The following is a 25466-nucleotide window of genomic DNA, read 5'->3' as shown; positions in this document are numbered from 1 at the left end:
GAGATGAACGCGCCGCTCACCCCTGACTCACCAACCCAACTGGTTCTGATCACAGGCATGTCCGGTTCGGGCAAATCGGTGGCGCTCACCGCGCTGGAGGATGTGGGGTTCTACTGCGTCGACAACCTGCCACCCGAGTTGCTGGAAGCCTTCATTGAACTGGAGCAGAACCAGCGCGCGGACAAGGTGGCGATCGCCATGGACGTGCGCAGCGCTTCCTCGCTGCCCGGTCTGCCGCGACGCCTGGCTCGCCTGCAGAACGATCCCGACCGTCCCGTCAACCTCACCACCGTGTTCCTGGATGCGACCACTGAAACCCTGGTGCGTCGCTTCTCCGAAACTCGCCGGTTGCATCCGCTCTCGCTCAAGGTGGTGAACGACCAGCACCGCGCCCTGGTGGATGCCATCGAGCACGAGCGCGAGCTGCTGGCCGAGTTGCGCGAGCAGGCGCTGGTGATCGACACGAGCCTGATCCGCCCCATGCGGTTGCGCAGCCAGGTCAAGGACATGCTGGGCGCAACACAAGCCCCACTGACGCTGGTCTTCGAGTCCTTTGCATTCAAGCGGGGTGTCCCCATGGATGCCGATTTCGTCTTCGACGTGCGCATGTTGCCCAACCCGCACTACGAAACCGAGCTCAAGCCCCTGAGCGGACTGGACGTGCCTGTGGCCGCGTATCTGGCGGCACAGCCAGAGGTGGTCCAGATGGAGCAGCAGATCAGCGACTTTCTGCGGCACTGGATGCCACATATGCTGCGCGACCACCGCAGCTACGTCACGGTGGCCCTTGGTTGCACGGGCGGTCAGCACCGTTCGGTGTATCTGGCGGAGCGCCTGGCGCAGGCTTTTCGTGCGGAATGGTCCACGCGGGTCCGCCACCGCGAGCTGGACGCCTGGCTGCGCGCTGCTCCCTAAATCAGGCGGCCAAGCAGTTGGCGAACTGGCGTGGGCAAGCCATGGTCGATCAGCGCGTCGGCCTCGACCCATTGGCCTGTGGCCATGGTCGGAAGATCCGAATCGGGGATCGCGTCCAGCAACATGGGGTGAAGGTGCAGCTCCCGGTGGGTGAGACTGTGTGCCACGGGCTCCAGAGGTTGCAGCTTCTCGCGGAGCAATGGGGGTAACACGTCGAAAAGGGCTTTTTCTTCGGCGAACACCGGCGGGCAATACAGGCCGGCCCAGATCCCCGGAGCGGGCCGGCGCTCCAGCCAGAAGCGTTCCTGCCCGCTGGGGTCTTTTGTTCGCAAAAGCAGCAACCACCAACGCTCGAATTTGCGCACCAGACGCCGGGTTTTCACCGGGAAACGCTGTTCCTCTCCCGCGCCGTGGGCGCGGCAGATCGACCGCACCGGACACCGTGCACAGGCTGGTCGACTGCGCTGGCACAGCGTCGCCCCCAGATCCATCAGTCCCTGTGTGTAGGCGGTCATGTCGTCTGGCGTGGGCGCGTCGGGCAGCAGCGCCTGAGCAATGCCCCAGAGCTCGCGCTGCGGTCCGGCCTGCGCCAGATCGCCTTCAAATGCCAGCAGCCGCGACAGCACGCGTCGCACGTTGCCATCCAGAATGGAAATGCGCTCACCATGACAGAACGCTGCAATCGCAGCCGCCGTGGAGGCGCCGATACCCGGCAGCGTCTGCAACACCTCGGCGGTGTCCGGAAACACGCCGGCGTGTTCGGTCATCACCACCTGAGCGCAACGGTGCAGGTTGCGCGCCCGGCTGTAGTAACCAAGACCGCTCCACAGGGCCATCACGTCGTCTGGCAATGCCTCAGCAAGCGCCTTCACATCGGGAAAGCGTGCGAGGAACCGGGGGAAATAAGACAGCACCGTGCTCACCTGCGTCTGCTGCAACATGACTTCAGAGAGCCACACGCGGTAGGGATCGCGCGTCCCCTGCCAAGGCAGCCCGCTGCGACCCGCGCTGCGCTGCCACTCGATGAGGCGCGATGCAAACTCGCGCGGCAAGGCCGGGCGCGTCATGCCGCCAGAGCTTCGGCGGGTTCGTCCTCTGGGGCTTCCAGCAGATGGTCGGTGAGCTCGGCCAGCTTGGTCTCGAGCTGGTTGAGATCAGCCTGCAGGGATTGCAGCTCACGAATGCGTTCGTCGAGGCCGCCAGCGGCCTGCTGGATGCGCGCAACCGCCTCGATCCGACGGCTGAAATTTCGCCGGCGTTCGCGCAATTGCGCGTCAAGCTGGGCGGCGGCCGACTTGTTCCACAACTCCACCTCATTGACGGCGGTGTCGTACACCACGCGCAGGCGGCTCATGAGCGCCCGCGCCAGGCGCTCCGCAAACTCGGGCTGCGCCAGACGCAAAGCGTTGCCCAGGCTCAGGTATTGCAGGTGGCTCTTTTCAATCAGGTCGAGGTCTTTGACGTACTGACCCAGCCTCGGCGGCGTGGGCGCCTGAAGCGAGAAGCTGTACTCGGCGTTGAGATTCTTGAAGCTGCCCTCAAGCATGGACTGGATGTCGCCAGCCATGCGGTCGGCCTTGATGAGGTCGGCACGCAGGCGATCGAAGGTCTGGTCGTAGGCGCGGCGCACACCCAGCTTGATACCGGGTTGCTTGAGGGCCTTGCCCAGCACGCCCACCTCCGCCTTGAGGTGTGTCGAGCTGAGCAGCGCAAACAGGTCTTTCAGCAAGCGCAGGTGCACCGACCGCACCGCCTGGATCTTGGCGCCGCTGGCATCGAAATCGGCCTGCTCCTGCTCGATGCGCAGACGCATCTGTTTGATCACGCCGGTGTTCTTGCCGCGCAGACCTTCGAGTTCCTGGATCTGTTCAACCAGATCGCGGGCGCGGGTGTGCACCATGCGGCCGGTTTCGATGCGCAGTGACTGGATGCCCGAGGCCACTGCCGCACCCAGGATCTTGCGACGCTGGCCCAGCAGGTCCACACCCAGCGCGGTTTCCAGCTCCATGAGGTTGCTGGCCTGCAGCAGCTTCTTGTCGCGGCTCACCTTGGCCAGCAAGCCCTTCTGTGCAGACACCGCCAGCACCTGCCGCGGCTCCAGGCCCAGAATTTCGGCGGAGTCGGTGCGCTGGGACGCAATCTGCAGTTGCACCTGCTCGGGTGAACTGAGCGCGTCCCACATCGTGTCGATCTTGTTGAGCACCACCAGGCGCGACTCGCGACCCTCACCCAGCACCGCGAGATGCTGGCGCCAGATGGTCAGGTCGGACTTGGTCACGCCCGTATCGGCGGCCAGGATGAACACCACCGCATGCGCCTGAGGCAACAGGCTCACGGTGAGCTCAGGCTCGGCTCCGATGGCATTCAGGCCAGGCGTGTCCAGAATCACCAGGCCTTGCTTGAGCAAGGGATGCGCCATGTTGATCAACGCATGGCGCCAGCGCGGCACCTCGATCAGGCCATCGGCACCGGGCAGGGGGTTGTCCTCGGGAACCTCTTCGTGCCAGAAGCCGAGCGCGGCGGCCTCGGCCTGCGTCACCCGGCGCACTTCAGCCACCTTCTGGATCGCGCGCGCCAGCTGCTTGGCGTCGGTGACGTCAAGGTCGACACGCTCCCATTTGTCCGGCGCGTTGCGCCAGTCCAGCAACGACTGCGGCTGCAGCCGCGTCTCGATTGGCAGCAGCCGGAGGCAAGGGGGAATATCGGCGTCGTAGCCGAGCTCCGTGGGACACATGGTGGTGCGCCCCGCGCTCGCCGGCATGATGCGACGCCCATAGCCAGCAAAGAAAACCGCGTTGATCAGTTCGGACTTGCCACGCGAGAACTCGGCCACGAAGGCCACCATGATCTTGTCGTTCTTTACCTGCGCGTGCAGTTGGTCCAGCCGCTCGCGCACACCGGACTCCATCAGGTCGTGGTCCGTCAGCCATTCAGACAACAGCCTCAGGCGCAAGGCAAACTGCTTGCGCCACACACCGTGTTGCTCGAAGTCCTGATTGAAACTCATACGGGCGATGGTCCTTGAATCGGCCAATATAGCATCGCCAACTCTGAGAATGCGGGACGGTTTCCAAGGCCGACAGCCGGGCGCCCCAGCCGCATCAACGGCGCTCAGACCTTCTGGCAGACCGGGCAGAAAAACGTGGATCGCTGACCCTGGCGAATGGTCTTGATGGGTGTCCCGCATGCACGACAAGGCAGGCCCTGGCGACCATAGACCATGGCGTCAAGCTGGAAGTAGCCGCTCTGGCCTTCGGCGCTCGAGAAATCGCGCAAGGTACTGCCGCCAAGCGCCACCGCGCGCTGCAGCACGGCAACGATGGCCGCATGAAGCCTGACCGCGCGCGGACCGCTCAGACGATCGGCCCGCAGGGTGGGCCGGATCCCGGCCATAAAAAGAGCCTCGGAGGCATAGATGTTTCCCACGCCCACCACGATGTCACCCGCCAGCAGCACCTGTTTGATGGCGGCACGGCGCAGGCGCAGCGCGAGGTGGAAACTGCGTGAATCGAAAGCACCTTCCTCCAGCGGCTCCACGCCCAGACCACCGAGCAGCTTGCGCGCCCGCCCGTCGTCCAGGGAAGAGGCGTAGACCACCGCGCCAAAACGCCGTGGATCGTGCAGGCGCAATACGCCCAGACTGGTGCGCAGTTCAAAATGGTCGTGCGTGCCGGGTGGCGGCAGGGAAGGCGCGAACTGCAGGCTGCCCGACATGCCCAGGTGCAACAGCAGCAACCCTTGGTCCAGGTGGATCAGCAGGTATTTGCCCCGGCGCGCTACCGACAGGACCTCGCGCCCCACCAGGTCAGCCGGTTCGCAGCCGAGGGGCCAGCGCAGGGGCTTGCCCATCTGGAGATGCTCCACCTTGGCGCCCGCAATGCGGTCGGCAAAGCTGCGCCGGGTGACTTCGACTTCAGGCAATTCGGGCATAAGACCGGTCTATTTTTCGCTAATTCTGAATGGCGTGGAACGGCAGTGAGGTCTTCGGATCACACCGGGTCGCCCAAGGACCCTTCCATTATCATGACCCGATGAAAAACGCGCCTTGCCACGCCGCTGCCAGATCCTCACTTGCCGCCGGCCTGATTGCCACCGGATTGCTTTGCACAGCGCTGGGCGCCGCAGCACAGACGCCCGCCCCGCCCTCGCCCACCCGCGAAGCCGCGCAGGCTTCACCGGAGGTCGTCAACTCCGGACTCAACGCGCCGCTGTTCTACCAGTTGCTGCTGGGTGAACTCAATGTGCGCGCAGGTGAGCCGGGCACCGGCTACTCGCTCATCCTCGATGCCGCCCGAAAGCAGCGCGACGCCAACCTTTACCGCCGTGCGGTCGATCTGGCGCTGCAAGCGCGCTCGGGCGACGCTGCACTGACTGCCGCGCGCGCCTGGTCGCAGGAACTGCCCGGCGGCACGGAAGCCAACCGCTACGTGTTGCAGATCCTGCTGGCCCTTGACCGCGCCAGCGAAACGGCGCCGGTGCTCCGTTCCATCCTGCAGGCCACAGCCGGCGAGCGAAACGACACCATCAACGCCATCCCCCAAACCTATGCGCGCGTGACCGACAAGGCTCTGGCGGCGGCGGTCGTGCGCGAGGCGCTGGAGCCCTGGTTGAAGCAACCAGCCCACGCTGCAGTGGCCTGGACCACCGTGGGACGAATGGAGCTGGCGCAGGACCGCCTGCCACAGGCGCTCGCTGCAGCGCGGCAGGGCCACGAGGCCGAGCCCGCCTCGCCCTACCCCGCCCTGCTGGCACTGGAACTGCTCGAGCGTGGCCAGACGGATGCCGAACCGCTGGTGCGCCGGCAATTGCTGGTGAGCACCACCGCATCACCGGAAGACTCCGCCGTGGCGCTCGCCTATGCCCGCATCCTGCTCGACCTTCAGCGCAACGGCGACGCGCGCGCGCAGCTCGAACAGCTCACAGCCCGCCAGCCGGACCAGGCAGAGCCCTGGCTGTTGCTGGGTTCGTTGCAGGTGCAGGAAGGCACCCTGCCCGCTGCCACCGAATCCCTGCAGCGCTACATGGCACTGGCGCGACGCTCTGGCGACGAACGCTCCGCCCGCGGCCTCACGCAGGCCTACCTGCTGATGGCTCAAGTTTCGGAAAAGCAGAACGATTTCACCGCCGCCAACGCCTGGCTGGACCGCATCGAAAACGCGGACGACATCATGGCCGCACAGATGCGCCGCGCATCACTGCTGGCGCGTCAGGGTCAATTACCGCAGGCGCGTGCCTTGTTGCGCAACCAGCCTGAGCGCCGGCCAGAGGACGCGCGCCTCAAGCTCGTGGCCGAGGCACAGTTGCTGCGCGACCTCAAGGCTTACCAGCAATCCTACGAGGTGTACGGCGAGGCGGCGCAACGGTTTCCAGAAGACACCGACCTGATCTATGACCAGGCCATGATGGCCGAAAAGGCGGGCAAGAGCGACGAGATGGAAAGGTTGCTGCGCCAGCTCATTGCCGCCAAGCCCGACTACCACCACGCCTACAACGCCCTGGGCTACTCGCTCGCCGATCGCAAGGTGCGCCTTCCCGAGGCCAAGCAGCTGATTGAAAAGGCGGTATCTCTGGCCCCCGGCGACGCCTACATTCAGGACAGCCTGGGCTGGGTCGAGTTCCGGCTCGGCAACGGCGCCCGTGCCCTGAGCATCCTGCAGGCCGCCTACGCCAAGCGCCCGGACGCCGAGATCGCGGCACACCTGGGTGAAGTGCTGTGGGCGCAAGGCCAGCGAGACCAGGCCTTGAAGATCTGGCGCGAAGGTCTGCTGCTGTCAAGCGACAACGAGACCCTGCAGGAAACCCTCAAGCGCCTGCAAGTGAAGCCATGACGCTGTGGCGCCCCTACCTGAGCGGCGGCCCTGGGTGGCGCCTGTTGGGTGCACTGACCCTGGCAGCCGTGCTCGGTGGCTGTGCGACCGCCCTCAAGCCGGTACAACCGGGCGAGTTGGCCTGGAGCGGGCGCCTCGCCCTCAATGTCGACAGCCAGCCCCCTCAGTCTTTCTCCGCCGGATTCGACCTTCGAGGCTCCCCCGTGGCCGGCGAACTGCAGCTGATCTCTCCCTTGGGCAACACCCTGGCGCTCGTGGTCTGGGACCGCGCTGGCGCCGAACTCCGCCAGGGCGGGCAGGTCACGCGGCGCGGCAGCCTGGACGAACTCACCACCGAGCTCAGCGGCACGGCAGTGCCCGTGGCGGCTTTGTTCGGCTGGTTGAACGGCCAGCCCGGCGATGTGCCCGGCTGGCAAGCCGATCTCACGCGCCAGCCGGAAGGTCGCATCAGTGCGCGCCGCACTGAGCCCTTGCCCACCGCGGAACTGCGCGTCGTCCTTCAGCCATGACCGGACGCCTCCCGCTGCGGCGCCTGCTCGATGTCCCCGCGCCGGCGAAGCTCAACCTGTTCCTGCACATCACCGGCCGCCGCGACGACGGGTACCACCTGCTGCAATCCGTGTTCATGCTGGTCGACTGGTGCGACCTCATGCACTTTGAAAGGCGGAGCGATGGTGAAATCGACCGTGAAGACATTGGTCCCGGCGTGTCGTCGGCCGAATTGCCGGCTGAAGACCTTTCGGTTCGCGCCGCCAAGGCGCTGCGCCAGGCCACCGGCTGCACCCAGGGCGTTCGTATCGGTCTGGAAAAGCGGTTGCCCGCCGAGGCCGGCATGGGAGGGGGCTCCTCGGACGCGGCCACCACGCTGCTGGCACTCAACCGGCTTTGGGGCCTGGGCCTGACGCGCCGCGACCTTGCCGCCATCGGCTTGCAGCTCGGCGCCGACGTGCCGTTCTTCGTCGGTGGGCGCAACGCCTGGGTGGAAGGCGTGGGTGAGCAGATCACGCCACTGGACCTGTCGCCGGCGAGATTTGTCGTGGTGAAGCCTCCCGGCGGGGCGTCGACGCAACGCATATTCAGCTCGCCAGAGCTCAAGCGAGATACAAAAACTGCTACAATCCAAGGCTTTGCTGCAAACGACGCGCGAAACGAAATGGGTGGGAGGTTCCAGGTTTCTGGGACGCTTGAAGTCCGGGAAATCCTGGCTTTCGGGCACAACGACCTCCAACCCGTGGCTCAGGCGATCTGCCCCGAAGTGGGCCACTGCATTCAATGGCTGGAAAGCCAGGGGCTGCAGGCGCGCATGACCGGATCGGGGACCGCGGTGTTTGCGCACCTGGCGCAGGCCACGAACCTGACACCCGCCCCTGGCGGCTGGATGGTCCGGGAATGCGCCAACATGGATGCACATCCATTGCTCGACTGGTGCGCCGACTAGAATCGGCCTGCGCAACAGCCCAGGCAGTGGCTGCGCAACCAGCGACGTTTTTTTGGTGGGCTGACCGGCATCGCGTCGAGCAGTCTTCCTGCGTAGGGGAGTCGCCAAGTTGGTAAAGGCACTGGATTTTGATTCCAGCATGCGAGGGTTCGAGTCCTTCCTCCCCTGCCACCCATTTTTCGAGCCAATCAGGTAGGCACACGGCCACGCCGGACGCGGCCGTCGTTCAAACCGCTGGGAACACCATGCAAGTTCAGCCCCCGGATTTCATGATCTTCACCGGCAATGCCAACCCGGTGCTGGCATCCGAGATCGCCCAGCATCTGGGCACGCAACTCGGCGCGGCCAACGTGGGCCGCTTCTCCGACGGCGAAGTGACGGTCGAGATCACCCAGAACGTGCGCGCTCGCCACGTCTTTGTGGTGCAGTCCACCTGCGCACCGACCAACGAGAACCTGATGGAACTGCTCATCATGGTCGACGCGCTCAAGCGCGCCTCGGCCGAGCGCATCTCGGCGGTCATTCCTTACTACGGTTACGCCCGCCAGGACCGCCGCCCGCGTTCGGCGCGTGTGCCCATCTCGGCCAAGGTCGTGGCCAACCTGCTGCAGACGGTGGGCGTGAATCGCGTGCTCACCATGGACCTGCACGCCGACCAGATTCAGGGCTTCTTCGACATCCCGGTCGACAACATTTACGCCTCGCCTGTTCTGCTGGGCGACCTGCGCACCAAGAACTACGAAGACCTGCTGGTGGTCTCACCCGACGTGGGTGGCGTGGTTCGCGCACGCGCTCTGGCCAAGCAGCTCAACTGCGACATGGCCATCATCGACAAGCGCCGGCCCAAGGCCAATGTGTCGGAAGTCATGCACGTGATCGGCGACATCGACGGCCGCAACTGCGTGATCATGGACGACATGATCGACACCGCCGGCACGCTGGTGAAAGCGGCCGAAGTGCTTAAGGAACGCGGCGCCAAGAATGTGTATGCGTATTGCACGCACCCCATTTTCTCGGGTCCGGCCATTGAACGCATTGCCAAGGGCAGCGCGCTCGACGAGGTCGTGGTGACGAACACCATTCCCCTTTCGCAGGCCGCACAGGCCTGCTCCAAGATTCGCCAGCTCTCCGTGGCGCCGCTGATGGCCGAAACCATCGCGCGCATTGCTTCCGGAGAGTCGGTCATGAGTTTGTTCGCCGATCAGGACAACCTTTTCTAGGTTCCTGAAGGCGGCAAAAAGCGGGTGGCGTCCATGGTGGGCGTCGCTCTTTTGAAACAGAGGCGTTCTGGTCGCGGAACCCCTCCAATGGAGAATGACATGCAATTCGTCGCTTTTGAGCGCGCCAAGCAGGGTACGGGTGCGAGCCGCCGTCTCCGCAACACCGGTCGCGCGCCCGGTATCGTTTTCGGCGGTGAAACGCCGGCTGCCACCATCGAGCTCGATCACAACGCCCTCTGGCACGCCTTGAAGAAGGAAGCGTTCCACTCGTCCATCCTCGACATGGAACTCGCTGGCAAGGTGCAGAAAGTGCTGCTGCGCGATGTGCAGTACCACCCGTACAAGCCGCAAGTGCTGCACGTGGACTTCCAGCGCGTGGACGACCGGACCCGCCTGCGCAAGAAGGTGCCACTGCACTTCGTCAATGCGGAGAACTCGCCTGCGGTCAAGACCGACAAGTGCGTGATCAGCCACGTGATGAACGACATCGAAATCGAATGCCTGGCCAACAAGTTGCCTGAGCACATTGAAATCGACCTCGGCGAAGTCACCAAGGGCGCCACCGTGCACACCGGCGACATCAAGCTGCCCAAGGGCATCAAGCTCGTGATGCACGGCCGCAAGAACCTCACCGTGGCGACCGTGGTCGAGCCGGTGGAAGAAGTGGTGGCCGCTCCGGTCGCCGCGCCTGTGGACGACAAGAAGGCTCCTGCCAAGGGCAAAGGCAAAAAGTAAACTTTTGCCTCTTCAGTTCAAAAGGCCCGCTCGCGCGGGCCTTTTTGTTTTCCCCCTCGATAATCCCTCCCCATGATCAAGCTCATCGCCGGCCTGGGCAACCCGGGACCGGAATACGAACACACGCGCCACAACGCCGGCTTCTGGTGGGTGGACGAAGCAGCGCGGCTGCTGAAAACCTCACTGCAAATGGAACGCGGCCATTTTGGGCTGGTGGCACGCGCCAGCGTGGCGGGCCAGAGCGTGTGGCTGGTGGAACCGCAGACCTTCATGAACCTGTCGGGCAAGTCGGTGGCTTCGGTGGCGCGCTTCTTCAAGATCGCGCCCGAGGAAGTGCTGGTGGTGCACGACGAACTCGATCTGCCGCCCGGTGAAGCAAAGCTGAAGAAGGGTGGTGGTCATGCCGGTCACAACGGGCTGCGCGACATCCATGCCCAACTGGGCAGCCCGGACTACTGGCGGCTTCGCGTGGGCATCGGACACCCGGGCAACAAGAACGAGGTGGCGAGCTGGGTGCTGAAGAAGCCATCGCCGGACGATCGCATCGCCATTGCGCAGGCGCTGGATCGCAGCCTCAAGGCCCTGCCCCATTTGATCGCAGGCGAAATGGACAAGGCCACTGCGCTGATTCACACCAGTAAACCGCCTCGTCCGAAACCGCCGCGGCCTGCAGAAGTGCCTGCCGCTCAGCCCGACGTGGGCGGAGGCGCCGGAGCCTCACCAGCCGCCGACAAGGGCTGACCCGCCTTCTGCAGCCGCTGGTATTTCTGCCACAGCGTCTCGCGCGATTCGATGTGCGCCGGATCGACGGGAATGCAGCTCACCGGGCACACCTGCACGCACTGCGGCTCGTCGAAATGGCCCACGCATTCGGTGCATCGGGCCGGGTCGATCTCGTAGATCTCCACGCCCATGTAAATGGCCTGGTTCGGACATTCGGGCTCGCACACATCGCAGTTGATGCATTCGTCGGTGATCAGCAGGGCCACGTCTCGGCTCCTGTTCAGGCTTGCAAGGGTCGGGGCTTGAGTCGCTTCGCCACCGGTTCGCTGACCATCTGCGAGACGTCTCCACCCAGCTGCGATATCTCGCGCACCAGCGTGCTGGAGATGCACTGGAGCTCGGCTTGCGGCAGCAGGAAGACCGTCTCCACCGCGGGGTTCAGCTTGCGGTTCATCGCCGCCATCTGGGCTTCGTAATCGAAGTCGGTGAGGTTGCGGATGCCGCGCACCACGGCGCAGGCGCCTTGCCGCCGGCAGAAATCCATGATCAGGCCTTCGAACGGCAACACGCGCACCTGGCCCGGCATGCGCGCAGCGACCTCTGCCGCCATGTCCAGCCGTTCCTGGAGCGAAAACCGGGTCTTCTTGTGGTGCGCAATCGCCACCGCCACGATCACTTCGTCAAACAGCAGCGCGGCACGGCGCGTGACGTCCTCATGACCCAGCGTGAGGGGGTCGAAGGTGCCGCTGTAGACCGCCACGCGGGGCTGGCGGGCTGTGGAAACGGGGTCTGGGGTCATCCCGAAGATTATGCGCGAGGGCCCGCAGGGGGCTCTTTACTGCGCAGGCAATGGCCGCAACAGGTGAAAGGCCACCGCGCCGGCGCGGCCCTGTCGGTGCATCTCCAGGCCGAGTTGCGCCAGTTCGTCTTGCAGCCAGGGGCGGGAGGCTTCCAGGTAGATCAGGCCGTCTTCACGCACCGCCTGGCGCGCGGCGGCCAGAGCCGCGACCACCAGAGCGTCGTTCTGGCCTTCGGCGAAGGGTGGATCCAGAAACACCACGTCCAGACCCTGGCCGAGCCGCTGGCGCAGCGCCGCCACGCCGTCGCCCCGCTCCACACGCACCGCGCCAGCCTTCAGTTTTGTAACGATCCGGCTCAGGTTGTTCAGCAGGGCGGCGTCCTGCTCCACCAGCACCACCTCGGCGGCACCGCGCGAGGCGGCTTCGAGCCCGAGCGCGCCCGTGCCGGCGAAGGCATCCAGGCAGCGCCATCCTGTCAGGTCCTGCCCCAGCCAGTTGAAGAGGGTTTCGCGAACTCGCGAGGGCGTGGGTCGAAGTCCGGGCCGATCGGCCACGGGCAGTTTCGTGCGTTTCCACTGGCCGCCGATGATGCGGACCTCGTGCGGGGTGGTGACGGGTGCACGCGTGGCGCTGGCAGGTGATTTCTTCATGCTGCCGAGCTTAACGTCAGCGCGTGACTCAGGGCTTCGCGCCCACCACCACCGTGACCATGCGATCGGGCCGAATCGCTTGGGCGAAGGCGCGCCGGATGTCGGCCACACTCACGCGCCGCACCTGATCGGTCCATGTGTCCAGATAGTCCAGCGGCAGACCGTTCCAGGCGATGTTGGCCACGTTGTCGAGCAGCTTGCGGTTGCTGTCGATGCGCAGCGCGAAGCCGTTGATGAGAAAGTCCTTGGCCGCCTGCAGCTCGGCCTCGGTGGGGCCTTGCGCCACAAAGTTGCGCACCACCTCTCGCGACACGTCCACCGCCTGCGCTGCCTGGTCGGGCCGTGTCGTCAGGCCGATCTGAAAGGCCCCGGCGTGTCGACCGGGTGAAAAGTAGCTGTAGACGCTGTAGCTCAAACCGCGCTTTTCGCGCACCTCGGTCGTCAACCGCGAGACGAAACCGCCGCCACCCAGGATGTAGTTGCCCACGAACAGGGGGAAAAAATCCGGGTGGTCGCGCGCGATGCCGGGTTGGCCGATCAGCACCTGGGCCTGGGCGGCATCGAACGGCAGGCGTTCTTCCACGGCACGTGGCAGATCGGACACCTCGGGCACGCTGGGCAGAGGTGCGCAGCCGTGCGGCTGCACAGCCGCCATGAGCTGGCCCACCATGCGATCGGCACGGGCACGGTCGATGGCGCCTACCAACGTGACCTGCGCCCGGCAGGCAACCACATGCCGCCGGTAGAAGGCCTGCATGTCGGCCACGCCAATGGCCTGCAGCGTGGCGGCATCGGTCTGCTGCCCATAGGGATGGCTGCCATAGACCGCGCGAGCGAACGCACGACCCGCAAGGGTGCCGGGCCGGTTTTCTGCTTCCTTGAGAGACGCCAGCATGCGTTCGCGATCGCGCTGCCACACGCGCTCGGGCCAGGCTGGCGCGGCGAGTTGCCGCGCAGCGAGGGCCACGGCGCGGTCCAGCAACTCGGGTTCGGTGAGCGTGCGCAGAGACACGCTGAAACGGTCGGTACCAGCCTGCGCGCCAAACTGGGCACCAAGGTCCACCCAGGCTTCGCTCAACTGGTTCTCGTCCAGCGCGGGCTGACCGCCCTGTGCCGCCACGCCATCCGACAACAGGCCAGCCGTCGCGCTGGCCAGACCCGCCTGCCGCGCCGGGTCACGGCGACTGCCACCGTCGAAATCGACCTGTACGTCGAGCATGGGAATCGACGGGCTGGGCACCAGATAGACGCGCGCGCCGCTGGCGTGGGTCCAGTGTTCGATCGGAATGGCGGCGTGCGCGGGCAGCGCGGCCAGCAGGGCCAGTGCACTGGCGGTCAGCGTCGCCCATCGGATCAGAAGCGTGCGGGACGGTTGGGTGGAGAAGGTCATGGTCACTTCGCTGCAGGCGGTGTGGGCACCAGCACGGCGGTGGTGAGCTGATCGTCGGAAAAATAACGCTGTGCAACCGACTGCACTTGCGCGGCGGACACGCCTCGCAGTTGTGCCATGAGGCGCTCTCCGGCGTCCAGCCCCATGCCATTGATCCAGTAGCTGCCCAGCTCGCGCGCCTGGTTGACCACCGAGTCGAGCTTGTACACCTCGCTCGCCGTCCATTGGGTCTTGACGCGTCGCAACTCGGCATCGCTCACACCTTCGCGCGCAATGCGCGCCACCTCGGTCTTGAGCGCGGCGGCGGCCATCTCGGCGCTCACGCCCCGGGCGGGCACCGCGCTCAGCGAGAACTCCTGCGGGCCGCGCCCCATGAGACCAAAGGATGCACTGGCGCCATCGGCGAAGCGCTTGCCGCCATGACCAGCGCCCTGCACCAGGGCGCGGTCGAGGCGCGCACCGCTGTAGCCATCCAGTACAGCGGCCAGCACGGTGAGCGCAAGGGCATCCTGGCTCTTGCTGCTGTCGTCGCCCACCCAGCGCGGTGCCTTGTACACCAGCGCCACCACGGCCTGCTCGGCCACGGCGCGGTATTCCATGCGGCGCGGTCCCAGCTGCGGAGGCTCTTCGCGCGGCTTGCGCGCCGGCACAACGCGCGCAGGAATCGCCCCGTAATGCTTCTGCGCCAGCGCCAGCACCTGGTCCACATCCACGTCGCCAGCCACCACCACGGCGGCGTTGGATGGGCTGTACCACTGGCGGTAGAAGTTGCGCGCGTCGTCGGGCGTCATGGCGTCCAGGTCGCTCATCCAGCCGATGATGGGCCGGCGGTAAGGGCTGGCCTGATACACCATGGCATTGAGCGCTTCATACATGCGCGAGCGAGGTGATTCCTCGGTGCGCTGGCGACGTTCTTCCTTGATGACCTCGATCTCGCGCTTGAACTCCGCATCGTCCCACTGGTTGCGCGCAAACCGATCGGCCTCGAGCTTCATCACGTCCTCCAGACGTTCCGCCGGCACCTGCTGGTGGTAGGCCGTGGCGTCGCGGCTCGTGAAGGCATTTTCGCGACCGCCCAGTGCGGCCACGCGGCGCGAGAACTCGCCGGGCGCCAGATCGGGCGTGCCCTTGAACATCATGTGTTCCAGCACGTGTGCCACGCCGGAAGTGCCATCGACCTCGTCCATCGAGCCCACCCGCACCCAGAGCATGTGCACCACCGTGGGCGCGCGCCGGTCGGGCCGCACGATCAGCGTCATGCCATTGGCCAGCGTGAAGGAACGCGCAGCGGATGCCGGTGGAGCCTGCGCACCCGCACCACCCGGCAGCGTGAGCGCAAGGACCAGAACCAGAGGGGAAAAGCAGGCACCCAGGCGGGCGAAGAGCAGGCGTGGGGAGCGTTTCATAGAATGCAATGGATTCTAGAGATTCGAAAATGTTCTCGTTCTTCCGCAAAAAATCCCCCGCACCCTCCCCCGCCGTCGCTCCACCAGCCGAGTTGCCGCCGCCCGTCATCCCCGCTTCGGTGGCGATTCCGGAGAGCGCGACGCCACGCCAGGGCTGGCTCGACAAGCTCAAGACCGGGCTGCGCAAGACCGGCAGTGGCATTGCCACCGTCTTCACGGGAACGCAGATCGACGATGCGCTCTACGAAGAACTGGAGTCGGCCTTGCTGATGGCCGATACCGGTGTGAAAGCCACCACGCACCTGCTCGCCGACCTCAAGCGCCGCGTGAAGGAGAGCAAGACCACCGACCCCGCAGCCGTCAAGGGCTTGCTGGCCGACGCGATCGCGGATCTGCTCAAGCCCTTGCAGAAGCCGCTGGTGATCGGCGAGCACAAGCCCACCGTGATCATGGTGGCGGGCGTGAATGGCGCCGGCAAGACCACCTCCATCGGCAAACTCACGCGCCATCTGGCCGATGGGGGTGCCAGCGTGCTGCTGGCGGCTGCCGACACGTTTCGAGCCGCCGCGCGCGAGCAGCTCGCCGTCTGGGCCGACCGAAACACGGTGGAGATCATCACGCAGCAAGGCGGTGACCCGGCCGCCGTGAGTTTCGACGCCGTCACCGCCGGCAAGGCGCGCGGGCGCGACGTGGTGCTGGTGGACACCGCAGGGCGTCTGCCCACACAACTGCACCTGATGGAAGAACTGCGCAAGATCAAGCGCGTGGTGCAGAAGGCCGACGCTTCAGCGCCGCATGAGGTGCTGCTGGTGATCGATGGCAACACGGGCCAGAACGCCCTGCATCAGGTGAAGGCGTTCGATGAAGCGCTCACGCTCACGGGTTTGATCATCACCAAGCTCGATGGCACAGCCAAGGGTGGCGTGCTGTGCGCCATTGCGCGCGAGAAGCCGGTGCCGGTCTATTTCATTGGCGTGGGCGAAAAGCTCGAAGACCTCGAAACCTTCGACGCGCGCGAGTTCGCACAGGCCCTGCTGGCCTGAACGAAGCCGGCCTCAATCTTCAGAGTAGTGCCGCCACCGCCCCATGGCATTGCGCATGGTGAGCAACTGGCGTTCAAACTTCGGACAAGCCTGGCACATCGCCATGTGCAGCCGCAGGGCCATGCGCTCCACCAGCGGCAAGGCGCGGTCTTCCCTGGCGATCAGCAGGGCGCTGACCTCTTTGCATGTTCTGCGCAGTGGGTAGACGGGCTTCATGGCGTTTTACGGGCAAACCAGTTGAGTTCGAGACATTCACGCAGCCGCAGACGGGCGCGGTGCAGCTGGACGTAGAGGTTGGTCGGCGTGAGCGACAGTTCCTTACAGATTTCCTCGCTGGAGAGTTCCAGCCACTCTCGCATGAGAAAGAGACGTCCCTGCACGGCGGGCAGTTTGTCGGTACAGGCTTCGAGGATCGCAAAGAACTGCCGGCTGTTCAAGTCCTGTTCCGGATTTCCCCAATCGGCCGGACTCTCCGCGTAGTGGCCATCGACGCGGAAGGCCATGTCTTCCAGCGGATCGGCCTGTTCGTCGTCCGATCCGCTGGATGAACAGACCTCGCGGCGGTGGTGGCGAAGGGCATCGATGATCTTGTGCTTGAGGATGCCCACCAGCCAGGTTTTGAGCTGCGAACGCTGCTCAAAACCCTGCGGTCGGGAGAGTGCGGCCAGCATGGTTTCCGACACCGCGTCTTCGGCCCAGGCTTCGTTTCGAAGCTGCATGCGGGCGAATTTGAGCAAATACGCACGCAAATCGGCAACTTGTTGCTCGAACGAGGCGGCGTTGGGCTGGGGCATGGGCGCTGAGTGTAATGAAACGGCATGACGGACGACGAAAGCACTTCAAGGAGGTTTTCATGTCCCACCCGTTCTCCTCGGTCAGCACACGACCCATCGCCGGCTTCTTGCTGGGTTGCGCCATGGCGCTGTGCATGGCGTCCGCCAGCGCACAGGCCCTGCCCGAACTCAAGGGAACCACGCTCGACGGTCAACCCTATGACCTCGCCCGGTCGCGCGGCAAGGTGGTGATGGTGCTCTTCTGGGCCACCGACTGCGCGGTCTGCCGCGACAAGATGCCCGAATTGCGGGCCAACGTGAAGGGCTGGCAGGGTCAGGCCTTCGAGCTCGTGACCGTGAGCACCGACCGGGATCGCCGTGCCGCCGAAACCTACCACCAGCTGGTGCAACTCACCGTGCCGCCCGCCCAGCGCTTCGTCAGTCTCTGGGCGGGCGATCCGGCGTACCGCGACAGCTTTGGCTCGCCCGGCACCCTGCCCGCGGTGTTCCTGCTCGACAAGAGCGGCCGTGAGGTTCAACGCTATCAGGGACGCGTACCCGCCGAGGCCTGGGATCGCATTGCCGATCTGCTGTGATCAGAAAAAAACTTTTGGTCATGCGTAAGAAAGCGCCGCATTGGCGGACCAACCATCAACCAGCCCGCAAGGAACATCGCCTGCCGGACCTGCGAACTGGTTGATGCCCTTTTGTCTCTTCTTCAACCACCAGGAGTTTTCTCATGAACCAACGCCAACTGATCGCCGCCGCCGCCACCTCGCTGATGTCGATGGCCCTGTTGTCCTCGCCGGCCCTCGCCCAGAACGCCGCCAAAGAGAAGTGCTTCGGCATCGCCAAGGCCGGGCAAAACGATTGCGCCAATCTGGCGGGCACCCATTCCTGCGCAGGCCAGGCCAAGGTTGACAACGACAAGGGCGAGTGGAAGTACGTGGCCGCAGGCACCTGCAAGCAGATGAAGGGCATGACGATGGATGAGGCGAAGATGGGCGCCAAGAAGTCCTGATCGCATCCCTTTCACCGGCTTTCCCATGACCGCCGCCGACCGCTCCGTGTGCCAGCCCGCCTGGGCTTGCGAGACGGGCATCGGCTGGCGGCACGCTCACTACGCCAGCCTGCTCGAACAACGGCCGGCGCTGGATTTCATCGAAGTTCATTCCGAAAATTTCTTTGCACCCGGTGGTGCCGCGCGTGCGGTGCTGCGACAGGGGCGAGAGCGCTATGCGGTCAGCCTGCATGGTGTGGGTTTGTCGCTGGGCTCGGCCAGTGGTATCGATGAGCGACACCTCGATCTGCTCGCCGCCCTGGTGCATGAGATGGACCCGGTGCGCGTGAGCGACCATGCCTGTTTTGCGCAGGGCGTTACTGCCAGCGCGGGCGTGGTGCACGCCTCCGACCTGCTGCCGCTGCCCTTCACGCGCGAAGCGCTGGATGTGCTGTGCGCCAACGTCCTGCATGTTCAGGAGCGCCTGCGCCGCCCGATCGCGGTCGAAAACCTCTCGGCCTATGTGCAATGGCAAGGTGCCGAGATGGCCGAGCCTGAATTCCTCAACCAGCTGGCCCGCCGCACCGGCTGCCAGTTGCTGATCGATGTGAACAACATCTATGTGAACGCGCTCAATGCCGCACTCCCCGACCCACTGACGGCTTGCATGCAGTGGCTTGATGACATCGCGCCCAGCAGCGTGGCCGAGCTGCACCTGGCCGGCCATGTGGATTGCGGCGATATCGTCATCGACGACCACGGCAGCCGGGTGGTGGACCCGGTGTGGACGCTGTACCGCCAAGCGTTGAAGCGGTTCGGCGCCGTACCCACCCTGATCGAATGGGACACCGACGTGCCTGAACTGGACGTGCTGCTCGACGAAGCAGCCCGCGCACGCAGCCACGCCGCCTGGGCCCTGCAGGGCACTGCCCCGAGGCTGGAGATGGCATGACGGCGCTGATGGTTCAACAGCAAGCCCTGCTGGATGCGCTGTTCACTCGCGCCTCGCTGGAGGTGCAAGACCGTTTGCAAGCGCTGCTGGTGCCCGATGCCACACGCGGCCATGCGGCCTACCGGGCCCATGGCCACGCCCTGGCCGAGCGCACGTTGCAGGCAGCCTACCCGGTGCTCGCCGAGTTCATCGGCAGCGAAAATTTCGGGCCGCTGGCACGGGAGCTGTGGCATTCGCATCCTCCCCGATGCGGCGACCTGGGGCGCTGGGGCGAGGCGCTGCCCGATCTGCTCGGCTCGCTCGCCGCACTCGCCGACGAACCTTGCCTGCCAGACCTGGCACGCGTGGAGTGGGCGCTGCACCAGGCGTCGGGCGCGCCCGATGCGTTCTTGGATCTCCCGAGCTTCGAGCGCCTTGCACAGGACGACCCGCAAGGCCTGGGGCTTCGGCTGGCGCCGGGCATGGCCATCATCTCGAGCCCCTGGCCCGTGGTGAGCCTGGTGCAGGCGCATCGCGAGCGCACGCCCAGCCTGGCGCAAGCTGCCCAGCGCCTGCAAGCGGGCGTGGCCGAGTGCGCCGTGGTGTGGCGCCAGGGCCTGCGCCCTTGTGTGGCGGCATGCTCGCCCGCCGAAGCCGCGTGGCTGGAGGCGCTGAGCCAGGGAAGCTCGTTGCCGCAAGCCTTGAGCGCTGTCGCCGGCACGGATTTCAATCTCAGCCACTGGCTGCAGCAGGCCGTGCAACAAGGCGTAGTGCTCGGCGTGGTCTCCCTCCCGCTCTCCAACCAGGAACCGTCATGAATTCACCCACCTTGCTGCAACGCGGCTTCGCGCTCTGGTCCGGCCTGACCCACGCACTCGATCTGGCCCGCCCCGCCGGGGCGCTGGCCGCTCGCCTCTATCTGGCGCAGGTGTTCTTCCTGGCAGGGTTGACCAAGGTCCGCGACTGGGACACCACCTTGCTGCTGTTCACCGAGGAATACCGCGTGCCGCTGCTTTCGCCATCGATCGCGGCTGTGGCGGGCACCGCGGGCGAACTGGTGTTGCCGGTGCTCCTGCTGCTGGGGCTGGCGGGTCGGTTCGCCGCACTCGGCCTGTCGGTGGTGAACGCGGTCGCGGTGATCAGCCTGGCCGAGATCGCACCCGCGGCGCTGCAGCAACACATCACCTGGGGCGTGCTGCTGGCGACGCTGGCGCTGTATGGCGTGGGGAAATGGTCGCTGGACTGCGCCTGGATTCATCCGAGACTCAACCGTACGGCGCGCTCGGGCATGGCCATGAACTAAGCTGGCGCACTGAAGCACCCACCGGAGAATGACCCGTGCCCTTGATCACCCCTCAAATCAACCGCCGCCAACTGATGCTGGCCGCCAGTGCAGGCGCACTGGCCCCCGCCCTGGCGCAGACGAATGCCACGGCCTGGGCTGCTTTGGAGCAGGCCGCGCGCGGCCAGACTGTTTACTGGAACGCGTGGGGCGGTGGCGCCCAGACCAACACTTACATCCAGTGGGTGGCACAGCAGATGAGCGCCCTGAATGGCATCACGCTGCAGCATGTGAAGATCACCGACACGGCCGATGTGGTGAAGCGCGTGCGGGCCGAAAAGGCAGCCGGGCGTGGCACCAGCGAAGGCACGGTGGACCTGGTGTGGATCAATGGAGAGAACTTTGCCGCCATGAAGCGCGAAGGCTTGCTGCACGGGCCCTTCGCCGAGGCTCTGCCCAATTTCCGCTGGGTGGATACCGAGGGCAAGCCGACCACGCAGAACGATTTCTCGGTGCCCACTGAAGGCATGGAATCGCCCTGGGGCATGGCGCAGTTCACACTGTTTGCCGACAGCAAGCGCCTGCCGCAGCCGCCGCAGAGCATGCAGGCCCTGCTGGCGCTGGCGCGCAGCCAGCCTGGGCGCGTCACGCACCCGCGCCTGCCCGATTTTCACGGCACCACATTCATCAAGCAGGCACTGGTCGAGTTCGCCGCCGACCGCAACGCGCTGGCCAGGCCGGTTACCGATGCGGCGTTTGCCGCACAGACCGCCGCCCTCTGGCCGTTCCTTGACGCGCTGCGCCCGCACCTGTGGCGCGCCGGCAAACAGTTCCCGCAGAACGCGGCTGCGGTGCGCCAGATGATGGCCGACGGCGAGCTGCTGCTGGCGATCACCTTCAACCCCAACGAAGCGGCCAACGAGATCGCCGCGAAGCGCCTGCCTGCCACCGTGGTGAGCTGGCAGTTCGAGAAAGGCACCATCGGCAACACGCACTTTGTCGCCATTCCGTACAACGCGCGCGCCAAGCCGGCGGCCCAGGTGGTGGCCAATTTCCTGCTCTCGCCCACCGCGCAGGCGCGCAAGGCCGACATCGCGCACTGGGGCGACCCCACGGTGCTCGACATCCCGCGCCTGCCCGCCGCCGAGCGTGCACGGTTCCAGACCGGCGCCTTGCCCGGCCTGGTGCTGAAGCCGGCGCCCACGCTGCCCGAGCCGCATGCCTCCTGGGTGGACCCGATCGAGAAGGAATGGACGCGTCGCTACGGTGTCTGAAACCGGAGTTGCCCGCCGCCTGATGGCGGCCGCCTTGCTGCTGCTGGCGGCCGTGCCCATGCTCTGGACTGCGCTGGAAGCCTTGCGCAGCGGCTCGCAAGCTGCGGCCTGGCGCGCCTTGCCGCAGGAGCCTGCGTTGTGGCATGCCCTGGCACTCACGTTGTGGACTGGCCTGGCCTCGACCTTGCTGGCCTGGTGGTGCGCGGCGGCGCTGCTGGCGCAAGGTTTCGTGCGCCACCAGCTCGCCCGCGTTCTGCGCGGCCTGCCCCTGATGCTGGCCACGCCGCATGCGGCGCTGGCCATCGGTCTGTTGTTTCTGCTCTCGCCAAGCGGCTGGCTGCTGCGCGCGTTTTCACCCTGGCTCACGGGCTTCGACAGCCCACCCCCATGGCCCACCACGCAGGACCCCTGGGGTATGGGCCTGATCCTCGCGCTGGTGGCCAAGGAAATTCCCTTTCTGCTCTGGACCGCCGCCACGCAACTGCAGCGCGACGACGTGAGCCAGCGCTGGCGGGCCGAACACGCGCTGGCGCAGACGCTGGGCTACACGCCGCGCCGCGCCTTCTGGCTGGTGCTCTGGCCCCAACTGGCGGTGCGGCTGCGCTGGCCCTTGCTGGCGGTGCTGGCCTACAGCCTGACCGTGGTCGACATGGCCCTGGTCATCGGACCCGCGACGCCACCCACGCTGGCGGTGCTGGCTTGGCAATGGCTTCAGGATGTGGAGCCTGCCACCTACGCCCGCGGTGCCGCCGCGGGCGTGTTGCTGGCCCTGCTGGTGATGGCGTGCGGAGTGCTCTGGCTCGCCGGGCAATCACTGGCCCAAAAGGCGCAGGCGAACGGTCGCGGTCAACGGGGCCGTGCGACTTCAGCCCGTGAGCCAGCGGGCGCGGGTCTGTGGTTGCTGGGTGGCCTCTATGCCGGGGTGCTGATCGCGCTCTTGTTGGGCAGCGTCAGCGGCGTCTGGGCGTTTCCCGCCCTCTGGCCCCAGACCTGGACGCTCGAAGCCTGGGAGCAGGTGGTGCAGAGCAGCGGCACCGCCTGGACGACGCTGTGGCTCGCCTCACTCAGCAGCGCCATCGCACTGACCTGGAGCATGGCCTGGCTCGAACTCGCCCCGCGCCGCTGGGACCAGGCCTTGCGTCCGGTGCTCTACCTGCCACTGGTGCTGCCGGCGGTGCTGTGGGTGGTGGGTCTGTATGGCGTGGGCCTGCGCTGGCAACTCGAAGGCAGCGCCACCGGTCTGCTGCTGGCGCACACGCTCATGGTGCTGCCCTATGTGCTGCTCGCGCTGAGTCCCGCTTACCTCGGCTTCGATCCGCGCTACGCCCAGCTCAATGCCAGCCTGGGCCACGGCGGCTGGCGATTCCTGTGGCGGGTGAAATGGCCCTTGCTGCGGCGCTCGCTGGCCTCGGCGGCGGCCGTGGGCTTTGCGGTCAGCGTGGCGCAATACCTGCCCACGCTGTATGTCGGCGCGGGGCGTTTCGCCACCGTCACCACCGAAGCCGTCACGCTGGCATCGGGCGGCCAGCGTTCGCTCACCAGCGCGTACGCCGGCCTGCAGATCCTGCTGCCGGTGCTGGTCTTCGCGCTCGCCGCCTGGCTGGGCCGGCCACGCCGTTTCAGGCATGCTCCCGGCTCATGACGCTCTCTGTACACATCCAACGCCTGGCCACGCGCGACCGCACGCTGGTGGAGGGCCTGATGCTGGACGTCGCGCCGGGGAAAGTCCTCACGCTCATGGGCCCCAGTGGCTGCGGCAAGAGCTCGGTTCTGGCGGCGATTGCTGGCACGCTGGACACCCAGGCCCTTCGCTTTGAAGGCCGTGTGCAACTGGACGGGCGCGACATTGGCGCCCTTCCCACTTCGCAGCGAGGCGTTGGTCTGCTGTTCCAGGACGACCTGCTGTTCGCCCACATGACGGTGGGCGAGAACCTGTTGTTCGCCGTGCCGCCCGGGCCCAAGGCCGAGCGCCATGCGGAAGTGGAGCGCGCGCTGTCCGAAGCCGGTCTGGCGGGCTACGGCGCGCGCGACCCGGCCACGCTCTCGGGTGGTCAGCGCGCGCGGGTGGCGCTCATGCGTGCGCTGCTCGCCCGGCCTCGAGCGCTTTTGCTGGACGAGCCCTTCTCCCGGCTGGACGCTGCGCTGCGCGAGCAGTTCCGCGCCTTCGTCTTCGACCACCTGCGCGACATGGGCATCCCCGCCGTGCTGGTCACGCACGACGCGGCCGATGTGGCCGACACCGAGCTGGTGGTGGAGCTCGCGCATGTTCGATAAGGCCTTGCAGGGCGCGCTGAGAGCGCCACTGGCGCGCGCGGCCCGCCTGTTCGTGGCGCTGGGCATCGGCGCCAACGCACTCAGCTTCATCGGGTTCGGCCTGGGCGTCGCGGCGGCGGCATCGATCGCATTCGGCCATTTCCTCACCGGCCTGGCGCTCATGCTGCTCTCGCGCCTGATGGATGGGCTCGACGGCGCGGTGGCGCGCGCGACCAAGCCCACGGATCGAGGCAGCTTCCTCGACATCACGCTCGACTTTCTGTTCTACGCCTCCATCCCGCTGGCCTTCGCGCTCGCCGCCCCGGCCGCAAACGCCCTGCCCGCCGCCGTGCTGCTCACCACGTTCATTGGCACGGGCAGCAGTTTCCTGGCCTTTGCCATCGTCGCGGCGCAGCGAAAAATGAGCTCGCTGAACTTCCCCGACAAAGGTTTCTATTTTCTCGGCGGCCTCACCGAGGCCACGGAGACCTTGATCGCGTTTGCCGCCATGTGTCTGTGGCCCGCTTGGTTCTCGCAGATCGCCTACGGCTTCGCTGCACTGTGCGCCATCACCACGGTGCTGCGCATCGGCTGGGGTTACAGCCGCTTCGATTGACCGCGGGCTGCCTATACTTCCCGCACCCTCTCTCTGCACCAACATCTGCCATGAGTCCTGCCACCGCCTGGCTGGAAGCCGCGTTCCTGGGTCTGATCCAGGGACTCACCGAATTCCTCCCCGTCTCCTCCAGCGCCCACCTGCGCATCATCGGCCCGCTGCTGCCCTCCGGTGGCGACCCTGGCGCCGCCTTCACCGCCATCACCCAGATCGGCACCGAAGCGGCCGTGTTGTTGTACTTCCGGCACGACATTGCGCGCATCTTCCTGGCCTGGTGGGCGTCCCTCACGCAACCCGCCAAACGCCAGGACCCGGACGCGCGCATGGGCTGGTTGATCATCATCGGCTCGGTGCCCATCGTGGTGCTGGGCCTGCTGTTCAAGGACGCCATCGAAGGCTCGCTGCGCAACCTGTACATCACGGCCACCATGCTGATCGTTTTCGCGCTCATCCTCGCGGCAGCCGACCGCTATGGCCGGCGTGAACGCACGCTGGATCGGCTGACCTGGACCCACGGCGTGCTGTTCGGGCTGGCCCAGGCAATGGCGCTGATTCCCGGCGTCTCGCGCTCGGGCGGCACCATCACCGCCGGCCTCATGATGGGCTACACCCGCGAGGCCGCTGCGCGCTACTCGTTCCTGCTGGCCATTCCTGCAGTAATGGGCTCGGGCTTCTACCAGCTTCTCAGGAGCTGGCAACACGGCAGCCCGGTGGCCCCTGGGCCCACGGCACTCGCCACGGTGATCGCCTTCGGCGTCGGCTACGGCGTGATCGTGGTGTTCCTGAAGCTGGTGTCCACGCGGAGCTACATGCCCTTCGTGTACTACCGCATTGCACTGGGCCTGCTGGTCTTCGGGCTGCTGGGCGCGGGCGTGTTGAGCGCCCATTGAGCACCGCAGACTCCGGCTACTGGTCGTTGCGCTGGAGGGGCTTGGCGCCCTGGCGCACGCTGTTCTGGCGCGACATCGTCGCCGTGGGCAGCGCCCTCAATCTCTTCACCGGCTTTGTTGCGCTCTTCCTCCTCTCGCAAGGACAGCCCGTGTGGTGGGCAGTGGCCGTGCATTTCGCGCCAGTGCCCTACAACGCCTTCCTGGTGCGCTCGCTGTGGCTCACCCGACCAAAACCAGGCTGGGCCATGGCGGGGGCCGGGGCCTGGTTTGCGGGAATGCTGGTGGTCTGAGATAATTAT

Annotated in this window: 29 protein-coding genes and 1 tRNA gene; 20 read left to right on the top strand and 10 right to left on the bottom strand. The window is 66.1% G+C overall.

Annotated features, from left to right (window positions below):
• Nucleotides 1–3: 3 nt before the first annotated feature.
• Nucleotides 4–915, top strand: coding sequence for an RNase adapter RapZ (rapZ, locus tag CAP37_RS17750; protein ID WP_086125527.1), 912 nt, complete (start codon nucleotides 4–6; stop codon nucleotides 913–915).
• Here rapZ and mutY read toward each other — a convergent pair.
• The 3 genes from mutY to mutM all read right to left on the bottom strand — a co-directional run bounded on the left by mutY (nucleotide 912) and on the right by mutM (nucleotide 4845).
• Nucleotides 912–1982 (bottom strand): A/G-specific adenine glycosylase, encoded by a 1071-nt coding sequence (gene mutY, locus CAP37_RS17745; RefSeq protein WP_086125526.1) that lies wholly within the window; start codon nucleotides 1980–1982, stop codon nucleotides 912–914. The genes rapZ and mutY overlap by 4 nt on opposite strands.
• A complete protein-coding gene (locus CAP37_RS17740; protein ID WP_086125525.1) occupies nucleotides 1979–3922 on the bottom strand; it encodes a dynamin family protein in 1944 nt (647 codons plus the stop codon). The genes mutY and CAP37_RS17740 overlap by 4 nt, the downstream gene beginning before the upstream one ends.
• A 104-nt stretch (nucleotides 3923–4026) precedes the next feature.
• Nucleotides 4027–4845, bottom strand: coding sequence for a bifunctional DNA-formamidopyrimidine glycosylase/DNA-(apurinic or apyrimidinic site) lyase (mutM, locus tag CAP37_RS17735; RefSeq protein ID WP_086125524.1), 819 nt, complete (start codon nucleotides 4843–4845; stop codon nucleotides 4027–4029).
• A 101-nt stretch (nucleotides 4846–4946) separates the two neighbouring features.
• On the opposite strand from mutM, the gene CAP37_RS17730 reads away from it, so the two are divergent.
• The 7 genes from CAP37_RS17730 to pth all read left to right on the top strand — a co-directional run bounded on the left by CAP37_RS17730 (nucleotide 4947) and on the right by pth (nucleotide 10877).
• Nucleotides 4947–6743, top strand: a complete 1797-nt coding sequence (locus CAP37_RS17730; protein WP_086125523.1) for a tetratricopeptide repeat protein — start codon at nucleotides 4947–4949, stop codon at nucleotides 6741–6743.
• Nucleotides 6740–7252 (top strand): lipoprotein insertase outer membrane protein LolB, encoded by a 513-nt coding sequence (locus tag CAP37_RS17725; protein ID WP_256927040.1) that lies wholly within the window; start codon nucleotides 6740–6742, stop codon nucleotides 7250–7252. The genes CAP37_RS17730 and CAP37_RS17725 overlap by 4 nt, the downstream gene beginning before the upstream one ends.
• Before the next feature lie 14 nt (nucleotides 7253–7266).
• Nucleotides 7267–8181 carry a 4-(cytidine 5'-diphospho)-2-C-methyl-D-erythritol kinase gene (gene ispE, locus CAP37_RS17720; protein WP_086125599.1) on the top strand — a complete coding sequence of 305 codons (915 nt, stop codon included), beginning with the start codon at nucleotides 7267–7269 and terminating at the stop codon, nucleotides 8179–8181.
• A 94-nt stretch (nucleotides 8182–8275) separates the two neighbouring features.
• Nucleotides 8276–8352, top strand: a tRNA-Gln gene (locus CAP37_RS17715).
• A gap of 74 nt (nucleotides 8353–8426) precedes the next feature.
• Nucleotides 8427–9401: a ribose-phosphate pyrophosphokinase gene (locus tag CAP37_RS17710; RefSeq protein ID WP_086125522.1), complete on the top strand. Its 975-nt coding sequence runs from the start codon at nucleotides 8427–8429 to the stop codon at nucleotides 9399–9401.
• 99 nt (nucleotides 9402–9500) lie between these two features.
• Complete coding sequence (locus CAP37_RS17705) at nucleotides 9501–10136, top strand: 50S ribosomal protein L25/general stress protein Ctc (RefSeq protein ID WP_086125598.1); 636 nt, start codon at nucleotides 9501–9503, stop codon at nucleotides 10134–10136.
• A 72-nt stretch (nucleotides 10137–10208) separates the two neighbouring features.
• Entirely contained in the window at nucleotides 10209–10877 is a 669-nt protein-coding gene (gene pth, locus CAP37_RS17700; protein WP_086125521.1) for an aminoacyl-tRNA hydrolase, read from the top strand.
• Here pth and CAP37_RS17695 read toward each other — a convergent pair.
• From CAP37_RS17695 to CAP37_RS17675, 5 genes are read right to left on the bottom strand one after another with little or no spacing between them, the layout of a single operon-like run.
• Nucleotides 10823–11125, bottom strand: coding sequence for a YfhL family 4Fe-4S dicluster ferredoxin (locus CAP37_RS17695; RefSeq protein ID WP_086125520.1), 303 nt, complete (start codon nucleotides 11123–11125; stop codon nucleotides 10823–10825). The two genes, pth and CAP37_RS17695, sit on opposite strands and share 55 nt — an antisense overlap.
• Before the next feature lie 14 nt (nucleotides 11126–11139).
• Nucleotides 11140–11658: a pantetheine-phosphate adenylyltransferase gene (gene coaD / locus CAP37_RS17690; RefSeq protein ID WP_086125519.1), complete on the bottom strand. Its 519-nt coding sequence runs from the start codon at nucleotides 11656–11658 to the stop codon at nucleotides 11140–11142.
• 36 nt (nucleotides 11659–11694) lie between these two features.
• Nucleotides 11695–12309 (bottom strand): 16S rRNA (guanine(966)-N(2))-methyltransferase RsmD, encoded by a 615-nt coding sequence (gene rsmD / locus CAP37_RS17685; protein WP_086125518.1) that lies wholly within the window; start codon nucleotides 12307–12309, stop codon nucleotides 11695–11697.
• 28 nt (nucleotides 12310–12337) lie between these two features.
• Nucleotides 12338–13699, bottom strand: a complete 1362-nt coding sequence (locus CAP37_RS17680) for a pitrilysin family protein (protein ID WP_086125517.1) — start codon at nucleotides 13697–13699, stop codon at nucleotides 12338–12340.
• A gap of 2 nt (nucleotides 13700–13701) precedes the next feature.
• Nucleotides 13702–15105 carry a pitrilysin family protein gene (locus tag CAP37_RS17675; protein ID WP_086125516.1) on the bottom strand — a complete coding sequence of 468 codons (1404 nt, stop codon included), beginning with the start codon at nucleotides 15103–15105 and terminating at the stop codon, nucleotides 13702–13704.
• Between the two features lie 29 nt (nucleotides 15106–15134).
• Here CAP37_RS17675 and ftsY point away from each other — a divergent pair, with 29 nt between their 5' ends.
• On the top strand, nucleotides 15135–16148 hold the full coding sequence (ftsY, locus tag CAP37_RS17670; RefSeq protein ID WP_086125515.1) for a signal recognition particle-docking protein FtsY: 1014 nt from the start codon (nucleotides 15135–15137) through the stop codon (nucleotides 16146–16148).
• Nucleotides 16149–16160: 12 nt separating this feature from the next.
• On the opposite strand, the gene CAP37_RS17665 is transcribed toward ftsY, so the two are convergent.
• Both CAP37_RS17665 and CAP37_RS17660 read right to left on the bottom strand, forming a co-directional pair.
• Nucleotides 16161–16364, bottom strand: a complete 204-nt coding sequence (locus tag CAP37_RS17665; RefSeq protein ID WP_086125514.1) for a zf-HC2 domain-containing protein — start codon at nucleotides 16362–16364, stop codon at nucleotides 16161–16163.
• Nucleotides 16361–16942: a sigma-70 family RNA polymerase sigma factor gene (locus CAP37_RS17660; protein ID WP_086125513.1), complete on the bottom strand. Its 582-nt coding sequence runs from the start codon at nucleotides 16940–16942 to the stop codon at nucleotides 16361–16363. The genes CAP37_RS17665 and CAP37_RS17660 overlap by 4 nt, the downstream gene beginning before the upstream one ends.
• Before the next feature lie 59 nt (nucleotides 16943–17001).
• Between CAP37_RS17660 and CAP37_RS17655 the strand changes: the two genes are divergently transcribed.
• The 11 genes from CAP37_RS17655 (at nucleotide 17002) to CAP37_RS17605 (ending at nucleotide 25457) form a co-directional block, all read left to right on the top strand.
• Nucleotides 17002–17517 carry a TlpA disulfide reductase family protein gene (locus CAP37_RS17655; protein ID WP_179190273.1) on the top strand — a complete coding sequence of 172 codons (516 nt, stop codon included), beginning with the start codon at nucleotides 17002–17004 and terminating at the stop codon, nucleotides 17515–17517.
• A 143-nt stretch (nucleotides 17518–17660) separates the two neighbouring features.
• Nucleotides 17661–17942, top strand: coding sequence for a DUF2282 domain-containing protein (locus tag CAP37_RS17650; RefSeq protein WP_086125511.1), 282 nt, complete (start codon nucleotides 17661–17663; stop codon nucleotides 17940–17942).
• A gap of 25 nt (nucleotides 17943–17967) precedes the next feature.
• On the top strand, nucleotides 17968–18873 hold the full coding sequence (locus CAP37_RS17645) for a DUF692 domain-containing protein (protein ID WP_086125510.1): 906 nt from the start codon (nucleotides 17968–17970) through the stop codon (nucleotides 18871–18873).
• Nucleotides 18870–19670, top strand: a complete 801-nt coding sequence (locus CAP37_RS17640) for a DNA-binding domain-containing protein (protein ID WP_086125509.1) — start codon at nucleotides 18870–18872, stop codon at nucleotides 19668–19670. The genes CAP37_RS17645 and CAP37_RS17640 overlap by 4 nt, the downstream gene beginning before the upstream one ends.
• Nucleotides 19667–20155 carry a DoxX family protein gene (locus tag CAP37_RS17635; RefSeq protein ID WP_086125508.1) on the top strand — a complete coding sequence of 163 codons (489 nt, stop codon included), beginning with the start codon at nucleotides 19667–19669 and terminating at the stop codon, nucleotides 20153–20155. The genes CAP37_RS17640 and CAP37_RS17635 overlap by 4 nt, the downstream gene beginning before the upstream one ends.
• Before the next feature lie 35 nt (nucleotides 20156–20190).
• On the top strand, nucleotides 20191–21408 hold the full coding sequence (locus CAP37_RS17630) for an ABC transporter substrate-binding protein (protein ID WP_256927039.1): 1218 nt from the start codon (nucleotides 20191–20193) through the stop codon (nucleotides 21406–21408).
• Nucleotides 21401–23050, top strand: coding sequence for an ABC transporter permease (locus CAP37_RS17625; RefSeq protein ID WP_256927038.1), 1650 nt, complete (start codon nucleotides 21401–21403; stop codon nucleotides 23048–23050). The genes CAP37_RS17630 and CAP37_RS17625 overlap by 8 nt, the downstream gene beginning before the upstream one ends.
• Nucleotides 23047–23682, top strand: a complete 636-nt coding sequence (locus CAP37_RS17620; RefSeq protein WP_086125506.1) for an ATP-binding cassette domain-containing protein — start codon at nucleotides 23047–23049, stop codon at nucleotides 23680–23682. Before CAP37_RS17625 ends, CAP37_RS17620 begins: the two co-directional genes overlap by 4 nt.
• Complete coding sequence (locus tag CAP37_RS17615) at nucleotides 23672–24277, top strand: CDP-alcohol phosphatidyltransferase family protein (protein ID WP_086125505.1); 606 nt, start codon at nucleotides 23672–23674, stop codon at nucleotides 24275–24277. Before CAP37_RS17620 ends, CAP37_RS17615 begins: the two co-directional genes overlap by 11 nt.
• 50 nt (nucleotides 24278–24327) lie before the next feature.
• Nucleotides 24328–25167, top strand: a complete 840-nt coding sequence (locus CAP37_RS17610) for an undecaprenyl-diphosphate phosphatase (RefSeq protein ID WP_086125504.1) — start codon at nucleotides 24328–24330, stop codon at nucleotides 25165–25167.
• Nucleotides 25164–25457 (top strand): hypothetical protein, encoded by a 294-nt coding sequence (locus tag CAP37_RS17605; RefSeq protein ID WP_086125503.1) that lies wholly within the window; start codon nucleotides 25164–25166, stop codon nucleotides 25455–25457. The genes CAP37_RS17610 and CAP37_RS17605 overlap by 4 nt, the downstream gene beginning before the upstream one ends.
• Nucleotides 25458–25466: the final 9 nt, after the last annotated feature.

The organism is Hydrogenophaga sp. IBVHS1 (assembly GCF_002127265.1).
GTDB lineage: Bacteria > Pseudomonadota > Gammaproteobacteria > Burkholderiales > Burkholderiaceae_C > Hydrogenophaga.
Note: the sequence above shows the minus strand (reverse complement) of the source record. Positions and strands in the feature narration are given on the sequence as shown.

Coding starts and splice junctions, on each gene's coding strand:
- rapZ (WP_086125527.1), top strand. CDS start 4: ATGAACGCGCCGCTCACCCCTGACTCACCAACCCAACTGGTTCTGATC.
- mutY (WP_086125526.1), bottom strand. CDS start 1,982: ATGACGCGCCCGGCCTTGCCGCGCGAGTTTGCATCGCGCCTCATCGAG.
- CAP37_RS17740 (WP_086125525.1), bottom strand. CDS start 3,922: ATGAGTTTCAATCAGGACTTCGAGCAACACGGTGTGTGGCGCAAGCAG.
- mutM (WP_086125524.1), bottom strand. CDS start 4,845: ATGCCCGAATTGCCTGAAGTCGAAGTCACCCGGCGCAGCTTTGCCGAC.
- CAP37_RS17730 (WP_086125523.1), top strand. CDS start 4,947: ATGAAAAACGCGCCTTGCCACGCCGCTGCCAGATCCTCACTTGCCGCC.
- CAP37_RS17725 (WP_256927040.1), top strand. CDS start 6,740: ATGACGCTGTGGCGCCCCTACCTGAGCGGCGGCCCTGGGTGGCGCCTG.
- CAP37_RS17710 (WP_086125522.1), top strand. CDS start 8,427: ATGCAAGTTCAGCCCCCGGATTTCATGATCTTCACCGGCAATGCCAAC.
- CAP37_RS17705 (WP_086125598.1), top strand. CDS start 9,501: ATGCAATTCGTCGCTTTTGAGCGCGCCAAGCAGGGTACGGGTGCGAGC.
- pth (WP_086125521.1), top strand. CDS start 10,209: ATGATCAAGCTCATCGCCGGCCTGGGCAACCCGGGACCGGAATACGAA.
- coaD (WP_086125519.1), bottom strand. CDS start 11,658: ATGACCCCAGACCCCGTTTCCACAGCCCGCCAGCCCCGCGTGGCGGTC.
- rsmD (WP_086125518.1), bottom strand. CDS start 12,309: ATGAAGAAATCACCTGCCAGCGCCACGCGTGCACCCGTCACCACCCCG.
- CAP37_RS17680 (WP_086125517.1), bottom strand. CDS start 13,699: ATGACCTTCTCCACCCAACCGTCCCGCACGCTTCTGATCCGATGGGCG.
- CAP37_RS17675 (WP_086125516.1), bottom strand. CDS start 15,105: ATGAAACGCTCCCCACGCCTGCTCTTCGCCCGCCTGGGTGCCTGCTTT.
- ftsY (WP_086125515.1), top strand. CDS start 15,135: ATGTTCTCGTTCTTCCGCAAAAAATCCCCCGCACCCTCCCCCGCCGTC.
- CAP37_RS17665 (WP_086125514.1), bottom strand. CDS start 16,364: ATGAAGCCCGTCTACCCACTGCGCAGAACATGCAAAGAGGTCAGCGCC.
- CAP37_RS17660 (WP_086125513.1), bottom strand. CDS start 16,942: ATGCCCCAGCCCAACGCCGCCTCGTTCGAGCAACAAGTTGCCGATTTG.
- CAP37_RS17655 (WP_179190273.1), top strand. CDS start 17,002: ATGTCCCACCCGTTCTCCTCGGTCAGCACACGACCCATCGCCGGCTTC.
- CAP37_RS17650 (WP_086125511.1), top strand. CDS start 17,661: ATGAACCAACGCCAACTGATCGCCGCCGCCGCCACCTCGCTGATGTCG.
- CAP37_RS17645 (WP_086125510.1), top strand. CDS start 17,968: ATGACCGCCGCCGACCGCTCCGTGTGCCAGCCCGCCTGGGCTTGCGAG.
- CAP37_RS17640 (WP_086125509.1), top strand. CDS start 18,870: ATGACGGCGCTGATGGTTCAACAGCAAGCCCTGCTGGATGCGCTGTTC.
- CAP37_RS17635 (WP_086125508.1), top strand. CDS start 19,667: ATGAATTCACCCACCTTGCTGCAACGCGGCTTCGCGCTCTGGTCCGGC.
- CAP37_RS17620 (WP_086125506.1), top strand. CDS start 23,047: ATGACGCTCTCTGTACACATCCAACGCCTGGCCACGCGCGACCGCACG.
- CAP37_RS17615 (WP_086125505.1), top strand. CDS start 23,672: ATGTTCGATAAGGCCTTGCAGGGCGCGCTGAGAGCGCCACTGGCGCGC.
- CAP37_RS17610 (WP_086125504.1), top strand. CDS start 24,328: ATGAGTCCTGCCACCGCCTGGCTGGAAGCCGCGTTCCTGGGTCTGATC.